The 20696-nt window shown below is 31.5% G+C and carries 19 protein-coding genes; 17 read left to right on the forward strand and 2 right to left on the reverse strand.

Annotation, left to right across the window (positions count from 1 at the left end; genetic code table 11):
• Nucleotides 1-102 precede the first annotated feature (102 nt).
• The 16 genes from PQF96_RS02450 to PQF96_RS02525 all read left to right on the forward strand — a co-directional run bounded on the left by PQF96_RS02450 (nt 103) and on the right by PQF96_RS02525 (nt 18562).
• A complete protein-coding gene (locus PQF96_RS02450; protein WP_109439209.1) occupies nt 103-1551 on the forward strand; it encodes a glyceraldehyde-3-phosphate dehydrogenase in 1449 nt (482 codons plus the stop codon).
• A 323-nt stretch (nt 1552-1874) separates the two neighbouring features.
• Nucleotides 1875-2492 carry a tRNA (guanine-N1)-methyltransferase gene (locus PQF96_RS02455; RefSeq protein WP_143916130.1) on the forward strand — a complete coding sequence of 206 codons (618 nt, stop codon included), beginning with the start codon at nt 1875-1877 and terminating at the stop codon, nt 2490-2492.
• 67 nt (nt 2493-2559) lie between these two features.
• Nucleotides 2560-3237, forward strand: a complete 678-nt coding sequence (gene trmD, locus PQF96_RS02460; RefSeq protein ID WP_143916129.1) for a tRNA (guanosine(37)-N1)-methyltransferase TrmD — start codon at nt 2560-2562, stop codon at nt 3235-3237.
• Nucleotides 3238-3330: 93 nt separating this feature from the next.
• A complete protein-coding gene (locus PQF96_RS02465; RefSeq protein WP_271764972.1) occupies nt 3331-5088 on the forward strand; it encodes a YARHG domain-containing protein in 1758 nt (585 codons plus the stop codon).
• Between the two features lie 175 nt (nt 5089-5263).
• The gene (gene rplS / locus PQF96_RS02470) at nt 5264-5614 is read left to right on the forward strand and encodes a 50S ribosomal protein L19 (protein WP_109439212.1); all 351 of its coding nucleotides are present in this window, start codon (nt 5264-5266) and stop codon (nt 5612-5614) included.
• A gap of 965 nt (nt 5615-6579) precedes the next feature.
• Nucleotides 6580-8805 carry an NADP-dependent isocitrate dehydrogenase gene (locus PQF96_RS02475; RefSeq protein WP_271764973.1) on the forward strand — a complete coding sequence of 742 codons (2226 nt, stop codon included), beginning with the start codon at nt 6580-6582 and terminating at the stop codon, nt 8803-8805.
• 145 nt (nt 8806-8950) lie between these two features.
• Nucleotides 8951-10732, forward strand: a complete 1782-nt coding sequence (locus PQF96_RS02480) for an SH3 domain-containing protein (protein WP_271764974.1) — start codon at nt 8951-8953, stop codon at nt 10730-10732.
• A 272-nt stretch (nt 10733-11004) separates the two neighbouring features.
• Nucleotides 11005-11544, forward strand: a complete 540-nt coding sequence (locus PQF96_RS02485) for an RNA polymerase sigma factor (RefSeq protein ID WP_235011048.1) — start codon at nt 11005-11007, stop codon at nt 11542-11544.
• 4 nt (nt 11545-11548) lie between these two features.
• Nucleotides 11549-12091, forward strand: coding sequence for a hypothetical protein (locus PQF96_RS02490; RefSeq protein WP_109439215.1), 543 nt, complete (start codon nt 11549-11551; stop codon nt 12089-12091).
• 31 nt (nt 12092-12122) lie between these two features.
• Entirely contained in the window at nt 12123-13178 is a 1056-nt protein-coding gene (locus PQF96_RS02495; RefSeq protein WP_143916124.1) for a hypothetical protein, read from the forward strand.
• A gap of 106 nt (nt 13179-13284) precedes the next feature.
• Nucleotides 13285-13956 carry a hypothetical protein gene (locus tag PQF96_RS02500; RefSeq protein ID WP_271764975.1) on the forward strand — a complete coding sequence of 224 codons (672 nt, stop codon included), beginning with the start codon at nt 13285-13287 and terminating at the stop codon, nt 13954-13956.
• On the forward strand, nt 13946-14110 hold the full coding sequence (locus PQF96_RS02505) for a hypothetical protein (RefSeq protein WP_271764976.1): 165 nt from the start codon (nt 13946-13948) through the stop codon (nt 14108-14110). The genes PQF96_RS02500 and PQF96_RS02505 overlap by 11 nt, the downstream gene beginning before the upstream one ends.
• A gap of 160 nt (nt 14111-14270) precedes the next feature.
• Nucleotides 14271-16631 (forward strand): TonB-dependent receptor, encoded by a 2361-nt coding sequence (locus PQF96_RS02510; protein WP_109439218.1) that lies wholly within the window; start codon nt 14271-14273, stop codon nt 16629-16631.
• Between the two features lie 4 nt (nt 16632-16635).
• Nucleotides 16636-17472 (forward strand): DUF4249 family protein, encoded by an 837-nt coding sequence (locus PQF96_RS02515; RefSeq protein ID WP_271764977.1) that lies wholly within the window; start codon nt 16636-16638, stop codon nt 17470-17472.
• A 54-nt stretch (nt 17473-17526) separates the two neighbouring features.
• Nucleotides 17527-18339: an N-acetylmuramic acid 6-phosphate etherase gene (murQ, locus tag PQF96_RS02520; RefSeq protein WP_271764978.1), complete on the forward strand. Its 813-nt coding sequence runs from the start codon at nt 17527-17529 to the stop codon at nt 18337-18339.
• A complete protein-coding gene (locus PQF96_RS02525) occupies nt 18329-18562 on the forward strand; it encodes a DUF6095 family protein (RefSeq protein ID WP_271764979.1) in 234 nt (77 codons plus the stop codon). Before murQ ends, PQF96_RS02525 begins: the two co-directional genes overlap by 11 nt.
• 64 nt (nt 18563-18626) lie before the next feature.
• On the opposite strand, the gene PQF96_RS02530 is transcribed toward PQF96_RS02525, so the two are convergent.
• Both PQF96_RS02530 and PQF96_RS02535 read right to left on the reverse strand, forming a co-directional pair.
• On the reverse strand, nt 18627-18818 hold the full coding sequence (locus PQF96_RS02530) for a hypothetical protein (RefSeq protein WP_271764980.1): 192 nt from the start codon (nt 18816-18818) through the stop codon (nt 18627-18629).
• A 151-nt stretch (nt 18819-18969) separates the two neighbouring features.
• Nucleotides 18970-19479, reverse strand: coding sequence for a DinB family protein (locus PQF96_RS02535; protein WP_109439222.1), 510 nt, complete (start codon nt 19477-19479; stop codon nt 18970-18972).
• A 295-nt stretch (nt 19480-19774) separates the two neighbouring features.
• Between PQF96_RS02535 and PQF96_RS02540 the strand changes: the two genes are divergently transcribed.
• A complete protein-coding gene (locus PQF96_RS02540) occupies nt 19775-20596 on the forward strand; it encodes a hypothetical protein (protein ID WP_271764981.1) in 822 nt (273 codons plus the stop codon).
• Nucleotides 20597-20696: the final 100 nt, after the last annotated feature.

A 20696-nucleotide genomic window follows, 5' to 3' on the forward strand; every position in this document is an offset into this window, starting at 1 on the left:
TTTAATAAAGTAATGGGATTTTTTTATCAAAAAACGTTTCACGAAAACGTTTGAAATATATACTTTTGCACGAAATTTCAAGACTGTAAAACACAACACATTATGAGCTCTAACGAAGTTTATGAAAAAGAACTTGCCTTTCAGGCAGACAGACGCCGCGCAACAGTGGCATTTATCAAAACTGTAAGCGACTTATGGTACGACAATTCTATAGAATTGGTACTTTTTCGCAATCAGCTAATTGACAAAAATGTTAGTGAGATTATAAATCTTCACGAATACGCTGGCGAGTTTGTACAAAAGCCAATCTCGATTTTTGATTCAGTAGAAATCGCACAAGCTATCAAACTAATGAATTTACCTCCATCAAAATTAGATATTGGTAAACTCACATATGAATATCATCTAGCAAGTGAGGAATATGGATCGATAAATCGCTTTGTACAGAATAAACTAAAGGATGCAAAGAAATTCAAACCAATTTCGCCTAAGAATGTAGTTCTTTATGGTTTTGGTAGGATTGGCCGCCTTGTAGCTAGAGAATTGATGACTATTACAGGAAAAGGAAGTCAATTAAGGCTTAGGGCCATAGTTACCAGAGGAGCAATTAATCAGGAAGTTTTAGAAAAAAGAGCTTCATTATTAAGAAGTGATTCTGTACATGGAGATTTTGCTGGTACTGTTGAAACAGATCTAAAAAATAGTGCACTTATTATCAATGGTACTACTGTAAAAATTATCAGCGCAAATAATCCAGAAGAAATAGATTACACTTCTTATGGAATTAAAGATGCTTTATTAATAGACAACACCGGCGCTTTTAGAGACAAAGAAGCTTTAAGCAGACATTTGGCTGCCAAAGGGATTGACAAAGTATTACTTACCGCTCCGGGTAAAGGTATCCCAAATATTGTTCACGGGGTAAATCACAAAGAAAACGACCCTGATAAAGTAGATATATTCTCTGCCGCTTCTTGCACAACAAATGCAATAACACCTATTTTACAAGCTGTAGACGAAAGTTTTGGTGTAGTAAACGGTCATTTAGAAACAATACATGCATATACCAATGATCAAAATCTGGTAGATAATATGCATAATAAATATAGAAGAGGTCGTGCAGCCGCTCTTAATATGGTAATCACAGAAACTGGAGCTGGGAAAGCTGTTTCTAAAGCTTTACCAAGTTTTGAGGGTAAACTAACCTCTAATGCAATTCGAGTTCCTGTACCCAATGGGTCTTTAGCAATCCTAAATCTAAACTTAGAAAAGAAGGCTTCTAAAGAAAGTATAAATGCAGCACTCAAAAAATATGCATTAGAAGGAAATTTGGTAGAACAAATAAAATATTCGCTAGATAACGAATTGGTTTCTAGTGATATCATAGGCTCTTCTGCTCCATCAATATATGACAGTAACGCTACTATAGTCGATACCAAAGGAAATAACGCAATTTTATATGTTTGGTACGATAATGAATATGGATATAGTCATCAAGTAATTAGGTTATCAAAATATATAGCCAAAGTAAGGCGTTTTACTTACTATTAAAATATTCAACAAGACACTTAAAAGCCGTTAATCATAACGGCTTTTTTTATTTACGATAACCTAACATGTAATTATCAGTCAACATAAAGCATTAGTAAACAATAAATTAACAATAATTTTGCTTTTTGGTAAATTACAACCAAAAATTCTTTTTTTTTAACCACAATATCGTACATTTATTACCGTTACAGAAGAAATTAATAACCAAAAAAAGAAAGGATATATAATATTCCTCTAAATCATTTGTAAATAGTTATTTTTATCTTCTAACTACTACACGTAGGGATATTGTATATACAACCACTAAAATTAAGAATAACAGCATGAAATTATCACAATACCTAATAGTTTTAACTATTTTATTATCTTTTTTTGAAACTTCATACGCTCAGGAAGAAACCGTAACTGTCGAGCAAGCTTTGAAGCAAGAAAAGATAGAAGGACAATTTGATATTGTTATACAAAAATCTGGAAGGTATCAGGAATATAAAGTAGTAAAACAAGTTTGGATAAACAAGCTTAAATCTAACACCATTGATACACTAAAGACATTAGAATCGAAATTGAATACTTCTAACCTTAAGATTACAGAACAACAATCTACAATAACAGGTCTCGAAGAATCACTTGCCAAAACAAATGGTGATCTCACTGCAGTAACTCAAGAAAAAGATAGTATGAGCTTTTTTGGAGCTGCAGTAACCAAATCAAGCTATAACACTATTATGTTAGTGATTATAGGAATTCTTTTAGCTTTTTTAAGTTTGTTTATTTATAAATTTAAAAACAGTAATGCTATAACAGTACAAGCCAAGAAAGCTTTAGCCGAAACTGAAGAAGAGTTTGAAGATCACAGACGCAGATCATTAGAACGAGAGCAAAAAGTTATGCGTAAGCTTCAGGACGAAATCAACAAACAACGTAAAGCAGGAGCTAAGTAAATTTAATTTCTAGATTTATATTATATTCTTTTGCATCTTTGCATTCAGTATAGAATTTAATGTTAAGATGCGTATAGATATTATAACCGTAGTACCCGATATCCTAAGAAGTCCTTTTGAAGCTTCAATCATGAAGCGATCTATAGAAAAGGGATTAGTCGAAGTACATCTCCATAATCTTAGAGAATACACCACAAACAGTTACAAACAAGTAGATGATTATCAATTTGGTGGTGGGGCAGGCATGGTAATGATGATCGAACCTATAGATAAATGTATCTCAAAATTAAAATCGCAAAGAGATTATGACGAGGTTATTTATATGACCCCAGATGGAGAAACCTTAAATCAAGGAATCACTAACCAGTTGTCATTAAAAGGGAATCTCATTATACTTTGTGGCCACTATAAAGGAGTAGACCAACGCGTACGTGATCATTTCATTACTAAAGAATTATCGGTTGGAGATTATGTATTATCAGGAGGAGAATTAGGAGCATTGATTTTGTGTGATGCTATCATTAGACTTATTCCTGGAGTATTAGGCAATGAAACTTCTGCCTTAACTGATTCTTTTCAAGATAACCTATTAGCACCCCCAATATATACAAGACCAGCAGAATACAAAGGATGGAAAGTGCCAGAAATCCTAACCTCAGGTAATTTTCCCAAAATTGAAACCTGGAGAGAAGAGCAGGCTTATCAGAGAACAAAAGAACGAAGACCGGATTTACTAGATAACTAAAACAACAACATCCTCCCTAATATTCACTATAAACGGGGTACCGTACTATAATGATTTACCTAACCTTTGCAGTAATCATCTAATTGTATTACAATGCAAAGAAAAATTTTAGTTTTTTCATTTCTATTAATCGCTTTTGGGTTGCATGCAGAACCATTCTTTAGTATATACCCTAATCGATTAAATTTTGAAAATTACCCTACCATAACAACCACATGTGTTATTCGTAATGAAGGAAGTTTTAGAATGACTAAGGCTAATATTGATCAATTTAACTTCTCATTGACAGAAAATGGTCTATACATCCCAGAGATCGCCTATAAAATAATTCAAATCGTAGATAATGATCATGTTGTTGTAAAACTATCGTATACCAGCTTATCCCCTCTCTACATAAATAGAGACATTACTTTTTTTCTTAATGCAGAAGATCACTTTACGTTTGGTGGAGAAAATTACATTTTTTTTAATAACGGAACTATTGTGAATCGTGAAATGAAGCCTTATTTCGTACATAAACACCTAACCAAACAAGAATCTAACCAAAACAACATTAAACCTGACCCTTTTTTATATTCAGACAAATCTCTCTTTGAATGTTCCCTAGAAGAATTACGGCTTATGCGCAACGAATATTACGCTCAAAAAGGGTATGTTTTCAAAAACGAACAATTTAACAACTACTTTGGTTCCAAAAAATGGTATTCTCCAACGGCGACCAATTTAAAACAAATCGCTTTTACCGAAGAAGAAAAAGCCGAAATTGCATTCATTCAATATTATGAACAGATAAAATCTAATCCCCTTTTCCCAGCTATAGATACTATCAAATATTATGATAATGATATGATCAAAGAGGTGCTTTGCACAAATCAAAAGACATATAACTTTTGGGGTAGCTCAAAAGAAAAAGAACAAATACTTCTAAATAGTACATATGTCTACTATGCTAAAGAAAAAAGACAACCAAAAAGAATAGGATATTTTAATCTATATCATAAACAAGAACAGTTTCGCGAGTACCATAATAATGGTATCGTTAATGAAGAATTATTTATTCGTAAAAATGGTTCTGATTCATACACTGCTTTTCAAGAAAAGTATCACAATACAGGAAAAAAAAGAAAAGAATCTGATTTCCAGCATAACATAAGCGCTTTTGATATTGAATCTCGTAAACAAGAAGAAAGTGATTGGCATATCGTTTGGGAGTATTATACAACATCACAACATAAAGATATAGACTCCACACAAACCATCAGAGATATTTATAGTTACGCCACAGTTTATGATTTCCATACAACTCAGACGCCTTCAGAAAAAGAAATGAGTCAAATCGTCACACAATCATTGACAACAAACTCGGATCAAGAATATTTTTTTGATGAACTAGTAAAACTGTACGAACAAGAATATCCCAAAAGCAATGGGTTAGAATTAAGCACTAATAATTATATCAAAGACAAGGATGCAGCATACATACACTCACTTGACCTATACAATACCAGGGAATCTGTATTATTATGCAGTCAGCATCAGGTAAGTTATGTATATATCTCTATGAGTAATAAACGATATGAACAAAAACTTTATGATGAGTCACCTGCTCTTATTGGTGCTGACCACGCTATTCTTTATGATGATAGTAGCGCAGAAGAAATTGATAAAAAATACAAAGTTCAATATTGGAATAATGAAAAAAAGCAATTAGAATTTGTAGATCTTTTTCATCCTGACATGGAATATGGTACGTATATCTTATTTATGAAAATCACGTTTCCCGAACATAAAAAAACATTTTACTCAGACAAATACACTTTAGAGTATATTCCTTCAGAGGAAATAAACTAGTAAACTTCATTTACACAAAGTATGTTTGTTAACACTCTGAAAACAAAAACAATAATAAAGATTTCAAAAAGCTTGGAAATCTTTAAATAATACTTATTTTTGCACCCTGATTAGAACAACCTCTGGCGAAAACCGTGAATGTTGTTTTAACAAAACCTAAGAAACTATATCAAAAATGGAAGATTTAGTAAAATTCGTACAAGACGAATTTGTTGAAAAAAAAGAGATGTCTCAATTCTCTGCTGGTGATACTATCACTGTTTATTACGAAATTAAAGAAGGAAACAAAACACGTACACAGTTCTTTAGAGGAGTTGTAATACAAAGAAGAGGTTCTGGAGCCACTGAAACATTTACAATCAGAAAGATGTCAGGAACTATTGGAGTAGAACGTATTTTTCCTGTAAATTTACCAGCACTTCAAAAAATTGAAGTTAACAAAAGAGGTAAGGTACGTAGAGCTCGTATATTTTACTTTAGAGAACTTACTGGTAAAAAAGCACGTATCAAAGAAAGAAGAAACTAATTTTCACTTCTTATATAAGTCAAAAAAGGTCGTTAATCAACGACCTTTTTTTATGAACAAAAGTTAATAACCCTAGTTCATAACCAGTTGATAACTAATGCAATAAGAAATATTGACCAAACAATAGATTTTGCTTATATTTATCTAAGATTACATTCAATAAGAGATGACACAAGGATTCTCTACGTTATGTAATTGTACACAATACGTTCTTTGAACATAAAAAGACCACTTTATAATTAAAATAAATATAAGACGAAAGTTATTTTTTTGAGTACATCCTTGAAATTAATTTAAGGGCTTTCTTTAAAATCATTTCAAAATGAAATTTAAAAGAAAAAATTAAGTCTTGACACCTTTTTAATTTTAAATGGCATTAGACTATTCGGGTGAAAAACTGAAAAATTGCATTAGTAATTTAGAAACACAAGCGCTCGTATTAGTCGTATGAGTAGAAATAAATTATACAAATCATCATTTGGTAAATTTAAATCTACTTAATCTGGAAATAAAAGATTATGTAATAACAAACGAAAGTTTTTATCTAATAGCGGGTAAAACAGCTAGCATAAAAATTATTTCCGATGAAGCCATATCAAAATACTCGTATTCTTGATATGGCTTTTTATCTTTCTAAAAGTATCAATAAAAACAGGGGCTAATTTTTCATATCTTATTTTTTTTACCTTTTATTTTTTGGAAACTACAATTCAAAGTCTTTAACTCAAAACTAACACCTTACAGGTTGCATTTACATTACTAGATTTGTATCTTCGCGCTCGGAAAATCTCTGACTAATAATATTGTATATTCAATATGGTCAATGCAAAAAAGATCAACCAATATTGTTTGTCTAAGAATAATTAAACGACTAATTATTTCCTTACATAAATAGTATAATAAATTAGGGTATCTAGATCTTTTAAGCTTAAAAAAAGAGAACCCCTAAATAAAAAACCAAAAATATGGGAGTTGATAACTCAAAAATTGTATACACTAGAACTGATGAAGCACCTGCTTTAGCTACATATTCTTTTTTACCCATTGTTCAAAAATTCACAAAAGCAGCAAATATCGAAATTGAGACAAAAGACATCTCACTTGCTTCTCGAATTCTTGCTAATTTTCCCGAAAAATTAACCGATAAGCAAAAACAAGCTGATGCTCTTGCAGAGCTAGGTCAACTTGCCCAAAAACCTGAAGCAAATATCATAAAGCTTCCTAATATTAGTGCTTCAATTCCTCAATTAAAAGCCGCTATTGCTGAATTACAACTCCAGGGATTTGCTGTGCCAAACTATCCAGAAGAGCCAGAGAATGACAATGAAAAAGAAATCAAATCACGATATGACAAAATCAAGGGTAGTGCTGTAAACCCTGTCTTAAGAGAAGGAAACTCTGATCGTAGAGCTCCTAAACCGGTGAAACAATATGCCAAAAAGAATCCACACACTATGGGAGAATGGTCCTCTGACTCTAAGACTCATGTTGCCACAATGACAAGCGGTGATTTTTGCTCTAACGAGAAATCAGTTACCATGGCTGAAGCCGATGAAGTAAAAATTGAATTTATTGATCAAAACGGAAATACAACTATACTAAAAGAAAAAACCTCTCTGCTATCAGGAGAAGTCATAGATGCTACTGTAATGAGTAAAAAAGCACTTATTTCTTTTCTTGAAGAACAAATAGCTGATTCCAAAGAAAAAGATGTATTGTTTTCACTACATATGAAAGCAACAATGATGAAGGTTTCTGATCCAATTATTTTTGGACATGCTGTAGAAGTATTTTTTAAAGATGTATTTGAAAAACATGCAGAAACTCTTGAAGAAGCTGGAGTAGAAGTTAACAATGGTTTTGGTGACCTCATCAACAAATTAAAAAGAGTTCCAGATGCAAAAAGAGAAGAAATAAAAGCTGATATTCAAGCATGCTATGAAAAAGGCCCAAAACTTGCAATGGTAAATTCTGACGAAGGAATTACAAATCTACATGTTCCAAGCGATATTATTATTGATGCTTCTATGCCGGCTATGATTCGTAACTCTGGCAAGATGTGGGATACTCAGGGAAATCTTCAAGATACCAAAGCAGTTATCCCTGATAGTAGCTACGCAGGCATATATCAGGAAACTATTGATTTTTGTAAAAAACATGGTGCTTTTGATCCAACCACTATGGGAACTGTTCCTAATGTAGGGTTAATGGCTAAAAAAGCTGAAGAGTACGGCTCTCATGATAAAACTTTCGAAATTCAAGGAAACGGTAGCGTTAGAGTTATTGGTTCTGCAGGTAATATAATCACAGAACACACTGTAGAAAAAGGAGACATCTGGCGCATGTGTCAGACCAAAGATGCACCAATCAAAGATTGGGTAAAACTTGCTGTAAATAGAGCTAAAGCAACTAATACTCCTACTATCTTTTGGTTAGACAAAAATAGGGCTCATGATACAGAGTTAATCAAAAAAGTTAATACATATTTACCTGAGCATGATACTACAGGATTAGATATTAGAATTATGTCTCCTGTTGAAGCAACACGTTTCTCTCTAGAAAGAATTGCAGCTGGTCAGGATACTATTTCGGTTACAGGAAACGTATTACGTGATTATAATACCGACCTCTTCCCTATCTTAGAATTAGGCACCAGTGCAAAAATGTTATCTATTGTTCCATTAATGAATGGAGGTGGTTTATTTGAAACTGGAGCAGGAGGTTCTGCACCAAAACACGTTCAGCAATTTAATAAAGAAGGACATTTGAGATGGGATTCATTAGGAGAATTTCTCGCTTTGGCTGTCTCACTAGAACACTTAGGTGAAACCAATAACAATTCTAAAGCACTAATTATAGCTGAAGCTTTGGATCAGGCAACTATAAAATTTCTAGATCATAAAAAATCTCCTTCTCGAAAAGTAAATGAATTAGACAATAGAGGGAGCCATTTTTATTTGGCTTTATATTGGGCACAAGAACTTGCAGAACAAACTCAAGATAATGATTTACAAAGTGAATTTGCTATAATAGCAAAAGAACTAGCAAACAATGAAACTAAAATCATTACTGAACTCAACAATGCCCAAGGGAGTACTGTAGATATGGGAGGTTATTATTGGCCAGATGTAGAGAAAGTATCTAAGGCAATGCGACCTAGTACTACTTTAAATAGCATTATAGAAGCATAAATATTGAATCTTATAAAGTAAATTGACAAAATCAATTTATTTTCAAGATCAGGCAAATCTATAAAAAAAGCCTACGGATATATATTCGTAGGCTTTTTTGGATATCTACAATATTATATTTGCTCTTAATAGGATACATAAAACTATGCGGTATTACATTCTTCTTATTTTTATTCTTTTACAATCAACTATAAGCTTTTCCCAAAGAGGAGGATACTATATGAATCACATATCCAATAGCCCTGTTTCTATTTATAACGCTAATGTTAACCTAAGGAGCTCTTCTTCAATAAAATCAAAAGTAATCGCAACCTTAAATCCAGGTGACAAATTACAAGAAACATATACTCATATAAGGGATACAATTAATGGCACTCCTGGATATTGGATTGAAACACAATACCAAAACAAGATCGCATACGTATGGAATAATCTTGTTTCAAGGTTTGCTTTTAAACTTCATACAAATACCGATTATAGATTACTTATAAAGGAAGAATCAGAAAGTAAAATAGGCGTAAAAATATTTCATAATAACCAATTTATATCACATCAACCTATAGCACTTAAAGCAAATAAAGAATTATCCGAAGTCTTTAGCATTGGTACTACCCATAATAGCGACAATAAGGAAATAATAGTTTTTAAATTTCAAGAACCCAATGACTTTTTACTTTATCAATGGGACGAAGGTGCATTAACACCATTTACCAAAAAATTAGAACTCCCATTTCTAAGTGATTCACAATTAGGGTATATAACAGCCAATAATGTAAATATCAGATCTGAAGCCTCTATAAAATCACCTATCATAGCAACACTACAGATACCAAACAGCGTAGAAATTCTTAACTATAGTTTTAAAGAAGATACTATAAATAACCAAAAAGGGTACTGGAGTCATATAAAGTATAAACATCAAGAAGCCTATGTATGGAATCAATTTTTAACACCAATAGGAGCCGAGAGCCTAAAAAACAAAGAAGTCACTTTTTTAATGAAAGAAAACTATCTTATCGCTATAAAAAATGGAAAAATCATAGATAAAATAAAAACAAACGGAGGAGATAATATAACACTCTTAGGCAATCTAGGAATTCCACAAGTTGAGGAGTTTATAACTATTTGTCACTATGCTGAAAGTTGTGGACAAACCAGTGGAGATATTATCTATAGCTGGAATGGCAGAAAACTAAAGTATTTTATAGATAATACAGGTGTTGGTGATGGAGGTCTATTTGAAGGAAATACTACTATTTTTCCATCATTCATCAACGGTACCAGAAATACGATTAACACAATATACTCAGAAGGTGAAAGTATTGACATCCCCTCTCCTGATTTATCAGGTACTTCTTATAATAGTTTTTATAGAAAAAAAATAGCTAAAGCATATACCGTTGACACTAATGGTAAATTAGTTCCAAAACTTACTGAAACTAAAAAAATACAAACCTTTATTGAACAAGAATTTAAAAATTGTGAACTAAGATACTATAAGACAGCCGATATTAATAAAGATGGGATTGCCGATGCATTCATTTACATGATAAATAACAAAACTCAAAATCGTTCGACACTAGCTATTGCATTAGGAAATACATCTGGCACATATAAATTACACTCAAGTAATAACAATCTAATTTTTCATGATCAAAATGATCCTCTTACAACTATTGATATTAACAAAAATGGTTTTCAGTTAAGTATATTTTACTCAGGATACTATACACACCCCTATGAAAACTGTATTTTCAAATTAAAATATTTGTACAATCATGATATCAATGACTTTCAACTCATACAAGAAACCAAATTAATTCCTAGCAGTGATGATTCTTCTTGGAAAAAAGAATTAAAAATTTATAAAACAAATATGATTTTGTTTAAAGATTCCTGGCACTCTCAACTCTCTACAGAAAACTAAAATCACCCAAAATCTAATCTAATTAAGTCTCCCCTACCTTTCTTTGTATTGCAAAACTTGATTGTAAAAGGTATAATTGCACTAAAGATATAATAATCAACTATACTTTGTCTAGAGTTATTCTCATTAAAGACTTTTTCTATTATTCTATTTTTTTTATAAAAACACATTCTTTTTTCTATGAGATGCAACCCTTTGTTTTTTGGATTGTCAATAGTAATAACTAGAAAAGAAAAGTACTTTTAAAGAAAATTACAATCAAGTAAAACTAATTGGAAACCAATATCCTTTATACGCATAAAGATCTTGTTGAGCAAAGCAAGTCTGGTGATAGGAATTCGCAATACCAGTTATATGAGCTCTATATAGATGCCATGTACAATATTAGTATGCGAATGTTAGGTACAAAAGAAGATGCAGAAGACATTGTTCAAGAAAGTTTTATTGAAGCTTTTAAAAATCTAAAATCATTTAGATATGAAAGCACTTTTGGTTCCTGGTTAAAAAGAATAGTAATTAATAAAAGTATAAATCATTTAAAATTAAAAAAAATACAATTAACCCCACTTGACCAACATGAGTATCATATCAGTGAAGAAGCAAATGATCAAGTAGCAACAATTGATATTATAAAAATAAAAAAAGGTATTAAGGTACTCCCCGATGGATATCGACAAATCATTAACCTTTATCTACTCGAAGGATATGATCATATCGAGATTTCAGAAATATTAGGCATTGCCATTTCTACTTCCAAATCACAGTACCATAGAGCAAAGAAAAAACTTATTGAAATTGTAAACACTTTATAATACAATGGACGATTTTGAAAAATATATAAAAGAGAACAAACATCAATTTGACGAATACAAAGCTGATAGATCAAAGATGTGGTCTCATATCGAATCTGGGTTAGAAACTCCAAAAACAATTCCGTTATGGAGAAAATTTCCGTTACTAAAAATAGCAGCTAGTATCCTGATTCTTATTGGGGCCTTCTCTACAGTAAACTTCTTTATAACATCTGGGTTTAACGCAAATAACCAAAACAATATAGTACACCAAGAACTTAGAGACATTGATAACTATTACAAGGATTTAGTCTCATTTCAAGTTCAACTGGTAAAGAACAATCCCAAGCTACAACCAAAAGATAAGAAAGAGTTTCTGTCTTTTATGGATGAATTAGACGAGGAATATGAAACTTTAAAATTAGAAATGACAAAGAACCTGAATAATGAATACATTTTAGAGGCCATTGTCAACAATTATAAAAAAAGAATAGAATTGATCGAGAATTTATTGAAACAGATCAATGATTCTAAAAAATCAAATAATAATGATGGCTACATTTTATAAATATCTCCTGTTGATACTCATATTATTTTGTATGAAGAATGGCATACATGCACAAGAAAAAGTATCAAAAAAGATCGAAAAAACATATGCTTTGACCAATACTGGCGAATTACATTTGGAAAACAAATATGGTAACGTAATTATCAATGGTTGGGATAAAAAAACAATACAAGTAACCATTGACATACAAGTGGTTAAAAAGAAAAAAGAAGCTGCTGAAGAGCTACTGCAACGTATTAAACCTCAAATTAACACTACTGAGGATTTCATTAGCATCACTTCTATTATTGAAGAAAAAAACACCAGTATGATTTCTAAATTCTTTAATAAAGAACTTTTTAATAATGTAAATCCATTTGATTTCGACAAAGGAAATATCCAAATTGATTATACAATACACTTACCTTCTAATGCCGAAATTAATCTTATAAACAAATTTGGTGATATTATTATAAGCGAATGGGTCGGTAAACTAAAAGTAAATGCACAACATGGAGATATGTGGATAAATAAAGATCTTAATAATGCGAATATTGAAATGAAATTTGGAAAACTAAAAACAAAATCAATTACCTACGGAAACATACGTTTTAAAAATGGGGAGATTGATATAAAAGAATCCAAAGATCTTAAAATCACCAGTAGCGGAACAATTATAAAAATTGAACATGTAAAATCTCTCGAAATACACTCGAGTAAAGATCAGGTTGCTGTTAACAAAATAGGGAACCTTCAAGGTGAATTAATGTTTAGCAGTATGTACTTAAATGATGTGTACGAAAACATAAACCTTACTATGGAAGTTGCTGATTTTTGGATATCTAAAATCCAAAAATCTAACACCGCTGTAGTTATTAATCAAGAATCTTCAGAATTAAATATTAATATATCTGGTTTAGCTATTGATTTTAGTGCTTCTTTGGAGCAGGGATTATTAAGAATTCCTAAATCATTTACTAATATTACAACCGATATGATTGATAAAAGAAAGAGAATAAGAGATATTAGTGCAACATATGGTAATAGTAGTTCTCCAGGAAAATTTCATATAACAGGGAAAAAAGGAGTCATCGTTTTAACAGAATAATTAAAAGGTACTATCAAAAAAAATACTAAATCAATAAAAAAATCATTTCAGTGCAACCATTATAAAATTAAACTGTCAATGATAATAACATAACTAATCAAGTAGAATGAAACATTTAAGAATCATATTACTTTTTATGCTGGTTGGATATAATTTTAACAGCATTGCTCAAAAATCTAAAGATTATATTGAATTTAACGATCGAAAAAATATTGTACACGGTGTGTATATAGGTATTAGTGCAGGGTATGGAGAAGTTGAAAACAGGGATACATATATTGCAGGGCTCAAAATAGCTTATGTAGCCAATCGTAAATTTGAAATTGGATTTGTAACAAAAGGATTGTTCTCTAATCAAAACATATCGGGTGTTTTTTCCTCAAATAGTGCTGATCTGGGGGCAGTTTACTCAGGCGTTCATTTAGAACCTATTTTTTTCAGCAGAGCCAAAATCAACCTTTCTTTCCCTCTCTTAATAGGAGGCGGGGCTACTGGTTATGTTAATACTGATTGGGCCGACGATGAAGAAGCAGAACGTTATCAAGAAGATCAATGGGATGCCGTATTTGTTGTAGAACCTGGAGTAAGCATCCTATATAATATTTCTAGATATGTTCAATTAGAAACCGGAGTAAAATACCGGTTTTCTAGTAAAGTAGAGTTATCTCCAGATACTATTACCCGTATCAATGGATTTTCTGCTAGTTTTGGTATAAAAGTTGGTGTGTTTAACTTAGGAAGAAACCGTTATAAAAAAAAGATCCCAAATGATAAATGAATCAAAAACAATTAATAGTCAAAATCTAAATACACTTTATGTCTTTACAAAAGACAATCAAGTATATCTCAAAAAAAACATTTCTTTTGAATCCTCAGAGAATTCAACGCCTAACGAAGAATGGTTTCCCATAAACTTTCAATGGAGTATTTAAATTAAAAAGGTTATTTTCGAGTGCAATAAAATAATATAACTCAAAATTAACTTTTGTGTAGTTGTAGAAGTCGTAACATCTTTTTTCTTTTACAGTTTACATATTAGATAATCATAACAAAAATACTTCTCTATTGAAAAAAATCATTTCTCCCAGCCTAATGCTGGTATTTCTATTTTTGTTAACCTACTCTTCTTTATTAGGTCAGGAAAAATTCACTCTAAGTGGTGTAATTTCAGAACGTTCAAGTAATGAGACATTAATTGGTGTCAATGTTATTTTCCCAGAAATGGGACAAGGTGTAGTAACTAATGAATACGGTTTTTATTCTATCACCTTAAAACAAGGCAAATATAAAGTACAAATTAGCTATTTAGGATTTCAGGATATCATACAAGAAATTGATCTTAGTGAGGATAAAAAATTAAATTTTCAACTAACTGAAGCGTCAGAAGCTTTAGATGAAGTAATTATTACCGAGAACATAGAGAAATTAGATGTAAAAACCCCTCAAATGAGTGTCAACAGACTCTCTGCTGCAACCATAAAACAGATTCCTGTGGTTTTGGGAGAAGCTGATGTAATCAAATCTATTTTGCTTTTACCAGGTGTTACTAGTGGTGGAGAAGGAGCTTCGGGGTTTAATGTTCGTGGTGGAGCAGCTGATCAGAATCTTATTCTATTAGATGAAGCGATTATTTTTAATTCCTCTCACCTCTTTGGTTTCTTTTCTGTTTTTAATCCCGACGCTATAAAAGACATTAAACTCTATAAAGGCGGAATTCCTGCAAAATATGGAGGACGTATATCCTCTGTTCTCGATATTTATCAAAAAGAAGGAAATAGTAAAAAATTTAAAATAAATGGTGGCCTTGGCGCTGTATCCAGTAGATTACTGGCAGAGGGGCCAATCAAAAAAGATAAAGGGGCATTTCTTATTGGAGGAAGAGGTTCTTATGCACATCTTTTCCTACCACTCTTTGATAACGATAATACTGCGTTTTTCTATGATTTAAACACAAAACTCAATTACAAAATCAATGAAAATAATAACATATATCTTTCTGGATATTTTGGTCGTGATGTATTTGGCATTAATGAGAGTTTTGAAAACATCTATGGTAATACAGTGCTTAATTTAAGATGGAATCACCTATTTTCGGATAAATTATTTTCAAATCTTTCTTTAATATATTCTGATTATTTTTATGGTTTAGAACTCGATTTTGTAGGTTTTGAATGGGATTCGGGCATTAGGAATTTCAATTTAAAATATGATCTAAAACATTATCTAAGTGATAAATTTCAACTGAACTATGGGGTTAGCAATATATATTATAGATTTAATCCGGGAGAAATAAAACCTAATAGTGAAGACTCTGGAATTAAAAGGGAAAAACTCATCAATAAATATGCAAATGAATTTGGTGCCTATATCGATGCTGAGCATAAAATCTCTAATAATCTAATTCTTCGATACGGTCTTAGACTAAGCAACTTTGTTAGACTAGGGCAAAATGAAGTAAATGTATATCAAGATAACAATCCTCTCTTATTTAATCAAAATCTTCAAATTTATGAATCTGCCGAACCTATAGGAACAGAAAATCTTAGCAGAAATGATCAAATAGCAACATTTACTAATCTAGAACCTCGAGTTGCTCTGGCATATTCTTTTAATGATGACACTTCGATAAAAGCAAGTTATAATAGAATGGCTCAATATCTTCACTTGCTATCCAACACTAATTCCCCTACTCCACTAGATGTTTGGACCCCAAGTGGCAACTTTATAAAACCTCAATTACTTAATCAATATGCATTAGGGTATTTTAAAAATATTAACGACAATACTTATTCTATCGAAACAGAAATTTTCTATAAGGAAATTAAAAATCGAATCGATTATATTGATGGAGCAGAGCTAATTGCAAACAATGCTATAGAACAAGATATTCTAAATGGAGAAGCTCGTGCTTATGGTCTCGAATTTTTATTACGAAAAAATGAAGGAAAATTTAAAGGTTGGTTGGCCTACACATTATCTAAATCAGAACAACGAACTCCTGGAAGAACACCTCAAGAACCCGGCATTAATAATGGAGAATGGTATAATACTCCATATGATAAAACTCATGACATATCCTTTAATGGAAGTTATGAGTTAAATGAAAAATGGAAATTTGGAGCAAATTTTTTGTTCCAAACTGGGCAGCCTACTAACTATCCGACAGGGCAGTTCGAGTTTCAGGGATTGGTAGTTCCTGTATTTGATGCACCCAGAAATAGTGAACGTTTACCTTCGTATCATAGAATTGATATCTCTGCTACCTTAACTCCAAGAAAAAACAATAATAGAAAATGGAAAGGAGAATGGGTCTTTAGCGTCTATAATATATATAATCGCAGAAATGCTGCTTCTATTAACTTTAGTCGAAATCAAGATACTTTTGCCAATGAAGCTATTAGAACTTCAATTTTTGGGATTATACCAGCTATAACCTACAATTTTAAATTTTAGAGAAATGAGGAAAGTAATATATATAGCATTTGGGATTCTATTTTTTATGAGTTGTGAAGATGTCGTTGATATTGATGTCCCTGAAGGTGAGCCAAAACTGGTCATTGACGCTTCATTAGAATTTGTTACACAAACAGATGGTTCTTTACGACTCGAAAATGAAGAAATAAAACTAACAATGTCTGCGCCTTTCTTTGATGAAAATACTCCTACTGTTAGTGATGCTACAATTTATATTACTAACCTCACATTTGATTTTATATACAATTTTGACGAACTATCTTTTGAACCTGGTACATACATACCTTCTAACGGAAGTTTTTTATGGGATTTTGAATCAGATTACGAACTTACTGTAATTCATGATAATGAGACCTATAAAGCTACTACAAAAATTATCCCCTCCGTACCTATTGACAATATTGCACAAGGAGATGGAACATTGTTTGAAGGTAATGAAATCGAAATAGAAGTTAGTTTTACCGATGACGGAAATCGCAATGATTTCTATCTTTTTGATTTTGATTTTAATCTATTTCTACCCAGTGAAGATCGCTTTTATCAGGGAAAACCCTTTAAATTCTCATACTTCTATGAAAACCCAGAAGAAGTTGAAGGTAGAGAAGTTACTATAAAAATTCTTGGTATTGATCAAAGATATTTTAATTATTCTAGTATTCTTATCGAACAAAGTGAACAAGATGGTGGTAATCCTTTCCAAGCTCCACCTGCAGTATTAAGAGGAAATATTATCAATACTACAAATTCTGATAATTATCCATTGGGATATTTTAACCTTTCAGAGACTTATAGTTTTCCTTTTACCATTCAGAAAAAATAGTATTTCTACTCAATAATATGACTTATTGCGCTCTTTAATCTGTATTTTTGATATATGCAATTTATTAAAACCACAGAACAAACCTCCAAACACAACCATTTAGAAAAAATGAGTGTTACTGAGTTATTGACAAATATTAACACTGAAGATAAAACGGTACCTGATGCTGTAGAAAAATCAATTCCGCAAATAGAAGCTTTAGTCAAAGAAATTGTACAAAAACTAAAAAATGGAGGTAGGCTTTTCTATACAGGAGCAGGAACAAGTGGTCGATTAGGTATCTTAGACGCCAGCGAATGCCCTCCTACTTTTGGGGTTTCACATGATCTTGTGATTGGTTTAATTGCAGGAGGTGACACTGCCATTCGAAAAGCTGTAGAATTTGCAGAAGATAGTCCTACTCAAGGGTGGAAAGACTTAACAGAATATAATGTTTCAGAAAAAGATGTAGTGATTGGTATTGCAGCTTCAGGAACAACTCCTTATGTAGTAAAAGCATTACAACATTGTAACGAAAATAATATTACTACGGGTTGTATTACTTGTAATGAAGGAAGCCCTTTGGCCACAACTGCACAATTTCCTATTGTGGTTACCGTGGGGGCCGAATTTGTGACGGGAAGCTCTCGCATGAAAGCAGGAACAGCTCAAAAACTAGTCCTAAATATGATTTCCACTGCTACAATGATTCAATTAGGAAGAGTAAAGGGCAACAAAATGGTAGATATGCAACTTAGTAATAACAAATTGGTAGATCGAGGAACACGTATGATTATGGAAGAATTATCTATTGATCGAGAGCAAGCATCAAGGTTACTAGAACAATATGGAAGTGTACGAAACGCAATAGATAATTATGGAGCCTAAAAGAACAAATAAAGAATTATTAGGCAAAGGAGTTCAACGTATGGCTATAGCTTTGATTTTTATGTTTATTAGTCCGGTTGTTATTCATTCTGCATTCAAAAATCAAGAACATCCTTTATACATACCTATATTAGTATTAGGATTAATTAGTGCTGGATTTGCCATATTTATGGCATTCAAAGGCCTAAAAACTATAATGGATTCTATGTTTGGAAAGAAATGAATTCTTAAGAAGTACTTCTTAAGAATTCATTTCTTATTAATTTTTCTCAAAATGAGATGGCAACTTACAGTTTAACCTGACCTAAAGCTCCATCAACTTCTGCTCCGTAATATTTTTCTGGATCGCTAAGAGTTTCTTTCACAGCATAATACATAACTGTAAGTGCTCCTCTAACAAGACCCCAATATCCTCCATTTACTACGCTTAATTCTTCATTTGTCAATTCTTGTACTTCAAAATTTTTTAAATCTTTCATTTTTTTGATTTTAATATTTAACAATTAATAAACACCTTTAGCAGTGTTATTTCTTAATGCAATAATAGAATCTTGCAATCTCAAATTTTGAGACTGAAAAAATAAATTAGATTTTAAATTTGATAAATAAAAGAAAGTGCAAAGCAATATATTAAATACCTTCTCTTTTATTGACCGGGGATGTAGGATTATAACCAAATCCATTAATTTTGATTTCTACCTTTAAATGATCAAGAATATATCCTATAATAGCATAATGGTGCGTCGCATGACTATTTGCATGTGATAAGATACTTTCTAAAGTATAATTAACGGTTACTTTTCCTTGCCCCATATTATCTGTGACATTTATCAAATAATCAGTATTCACATCTACATAAGATAACAATGTTTCCTGAAGTTGATATATATAGTTTATTGCAGATTTCTTATCTGTAGATAAAGTCTCATCCCTCTTACGAGCAGTTAGATCAATATTATTAGAATCTAATCCGCTAATGATACAGTCAAAAAAATCAAGTGTGTGTCGTATATGAGAACCTATACTAGAGTAGTATGGCCCCACTGAAGTGTTTTTGTAAGTATTAGAATCAATTGCGTCTAATAGTGCAATAGCATTATTGAGATTATGATTTATTGAAGATATAATTAATTGTTTCATGGGCTGTTTAGACGTAATATACATAATTAGCTTACAAAATAAATATTTTTAAGTTATAAATCTATTTTTCAAATATTATAATAAAATATAAAACAAATATCAACGTTTTAGGATCATAAAGTCCACATAATAATTATCTTACCTTCTCACAAGCAGTAGGATATTTATCACTAAAACTAAGGTTTACCCGTAAAAATTAAGATAAAATACGCTTTTTATCGATTAATGGCCTTTTTATTGGATTTTACAAATAAAATATTGTATTATTGCTTTGTGATTTAAAAGCCCCCGAAGAATGAAAAGAATTGCACTTATCTTATTATTGCTATGTTTTATTCCTAAAACTAATGCCCAAAACGTATACGACGATGCCTTAACTGCTGCAAGTTATGCGTATTCTCATAGTAAGAAAGCACATGGTGCTAATAATGTTTTTCACACCCAAGAATATGCAGATAAAGCTATAGAAGCTTTTCAAAAAGTAGAAAATTTAGCTGACCAATGTAATTGTAAAAAAGCAACTGAAACAGCTTACCAAGCTAGAGTTGATATGGAAAGTTCATTAGAACAAGACACATATGAGCGTAGTAGATTTTTTGCAAAAAGAGCTAAAGAGCTAGGTTCTAAAATTTTAGAACAACTAACATTTTGTCAAGCAAGTGTAGGTAGCTATTCTGATGTAGAAGAAACCGCATCTATTGAAGAAGAAAATGAATTAGCAGAAGCAACACAAGAAGTATCTGATAAGCAAAAGGAATTAGAAGCCAAGCGTCGTCAATTAGAAATCGAACAACAACAATTAGAGCAACAAATAGCTGAACAAAGCAGAAAGAAGGCTGAATTTGAAGCTAAGCGTGCAGCAGAACTGAAAGAACAATCTCTAATTAAATCAAAAGCTGAACAAGCACTATACAAATTAGAAAGCGCTTTACAAGAATTGAGTGTTGTTTTAAATGAAGAATCTAAATTTGAATCACAAGCTGATTATGTAAGAAGTGAAAATGATTTAAAGAATGAATCTCTTCATGACACAAAGAATTTCTATGTAAACAGAGCAAAAGAACTTACTAAAACTGCTATGCAGCAATTTGCTAGCTATAATATGGCAGAAAACTAATAACCGCTTAATTTTATTTTGTAGCCCCAAAATAGAATTTTTTCAAACGACACCTTTTATAGGTGTCGTTTTTTTATACGCTATATTGTGAATAAAATTA

Origin of the sequence: Aquimarina algiphila, assembly GCF_947494415.1 — a bacterium.
Classification (GTDB): Bacteria; Bacteroidota; Bacteroidia; order Flavobacteriales; family Flavobacteriaceae; genus Aquimarina; species Aquimarina algiphila.

Bases quoted from the DNA above. Each gene is read 5' to 3' on its own strand.
- PQF96_RS02490 (WP_109439215.1), top strand. From the start codon at position 11,549: ATGGACGATTTTGAAAAATATATAAAAGAGAACAAACATCAATTTGAC.
- PQF96_RS02525 (WP_271764979.1), top strand. From the start codon at position 18,329: ATGGAGCCTAAAAGAACAAATAAAGAATTATTAGGCAAAGGAGTTCAA.
- trmD (WP_143916129.1), top strand. From the start codon at position 2,560: ATGCGTATAGATATTATAACCGTAGTACCCGATATCCTAAGAAGTCCT.
- PQF96_RS02530 (WP_271764980.1), bottom strand. From the start codon at position 18,818: ATGAAAGATTTAAAAAATTTTGAAGTACAAGAATTGACAAATGAAGAA.
- murQ (WP_271764978.1), top strand. From the start codon at position 17,527: ATGCAATTTATTAAAACCACAGAACAAACCTCCAAACACAACCATTTA.
- PQF96_RS02500 (WP_271764975.1), top strand. From the start codon at position 13,285: ATGAAACATTTAAGAATCATATTACTTTTTATGCTGGTTGGATATAAT.
- PQF96_RS02505 (WP_271764976.1), top strand. From the start codon at position 13,946: ATGATAAATGAATCAAAAACAATTAATAGTCAAAATCTAAATACACTT.
- PQF96_RS02465 (WP_271764972.1), top strand. From the start codon at position 3,331: ATGCAAAGAAAAATTTTAGTTTTTTCATTTCTATTAATCGCTTTTGGG.
- PQF96_RS02495 (WP_143916124.1), top strand. From the start codon at position 12,123: ATGAAGAATGGCATACATGCACAAGAAAAAGTATCAAAAAAGATCGAA.
- PQF96_RS02480 (WP_271764974.1), top strand. From the start codon at position 8,951: ATGCGGTATTACATTCTTCTTATTTTTATTCTTTTACAATCAACTATA.
- PQF96_RS02510 (WP_109439218.1), top strand. From the start codon at position 14,271: ATGCTGGTATTTCTATTTTTGTTAACCTACTCTTCTTTATTAGGTCAG.
- PQF96_RS02475 (WP_271764973.1), top strand. From the start codon at position 6,580: ATGGGAGTTGATAACTCAAAAATTGTATACACTAGAACTGATGAAGCA.
- PQF96_RS02535 (WP_109439222.1), bottom strand. From the start codon at position 19,479: ATGAAACAATTAATTATATCTTCAATAAATCATAATCTCAATAATGCT.
- PQF96_RS02540 (WP_271764981.1), top strand. From the start codon at position 19,775: ATGAAAAGAATTGCACTTATCTTATTATTGCTATGTTTTATTCCTAAA.
- rplS (WP_109439212.1), top strand. From the start codon at position 5,264: ATGGAAGATTTAGTAAAATTCGTACAAGACGAATTTGTTGAAAAAAAA.
- PQF96_RS02455 (WP_143916130.1), top strand. From the start codon at position 1,875: ATGAAATTATCACAATACCTAATAGTTTTAACTATTTTATTATCTTTT.
- PQF96_RS02450 (WP_109439209.1), top strand. From the start codon at position 103: ATGAGCTCTAACGAAGTTTATGAAAAAGAACTTGCCTTTCAGGCAGAC.
- PQF96_RS02515 (WP_271764977.1), top strand. From the start codon at position 16,636: ATGAGGAAAGTAATATATATAGCATTTGGGATTCTATTTTTTATGAGT.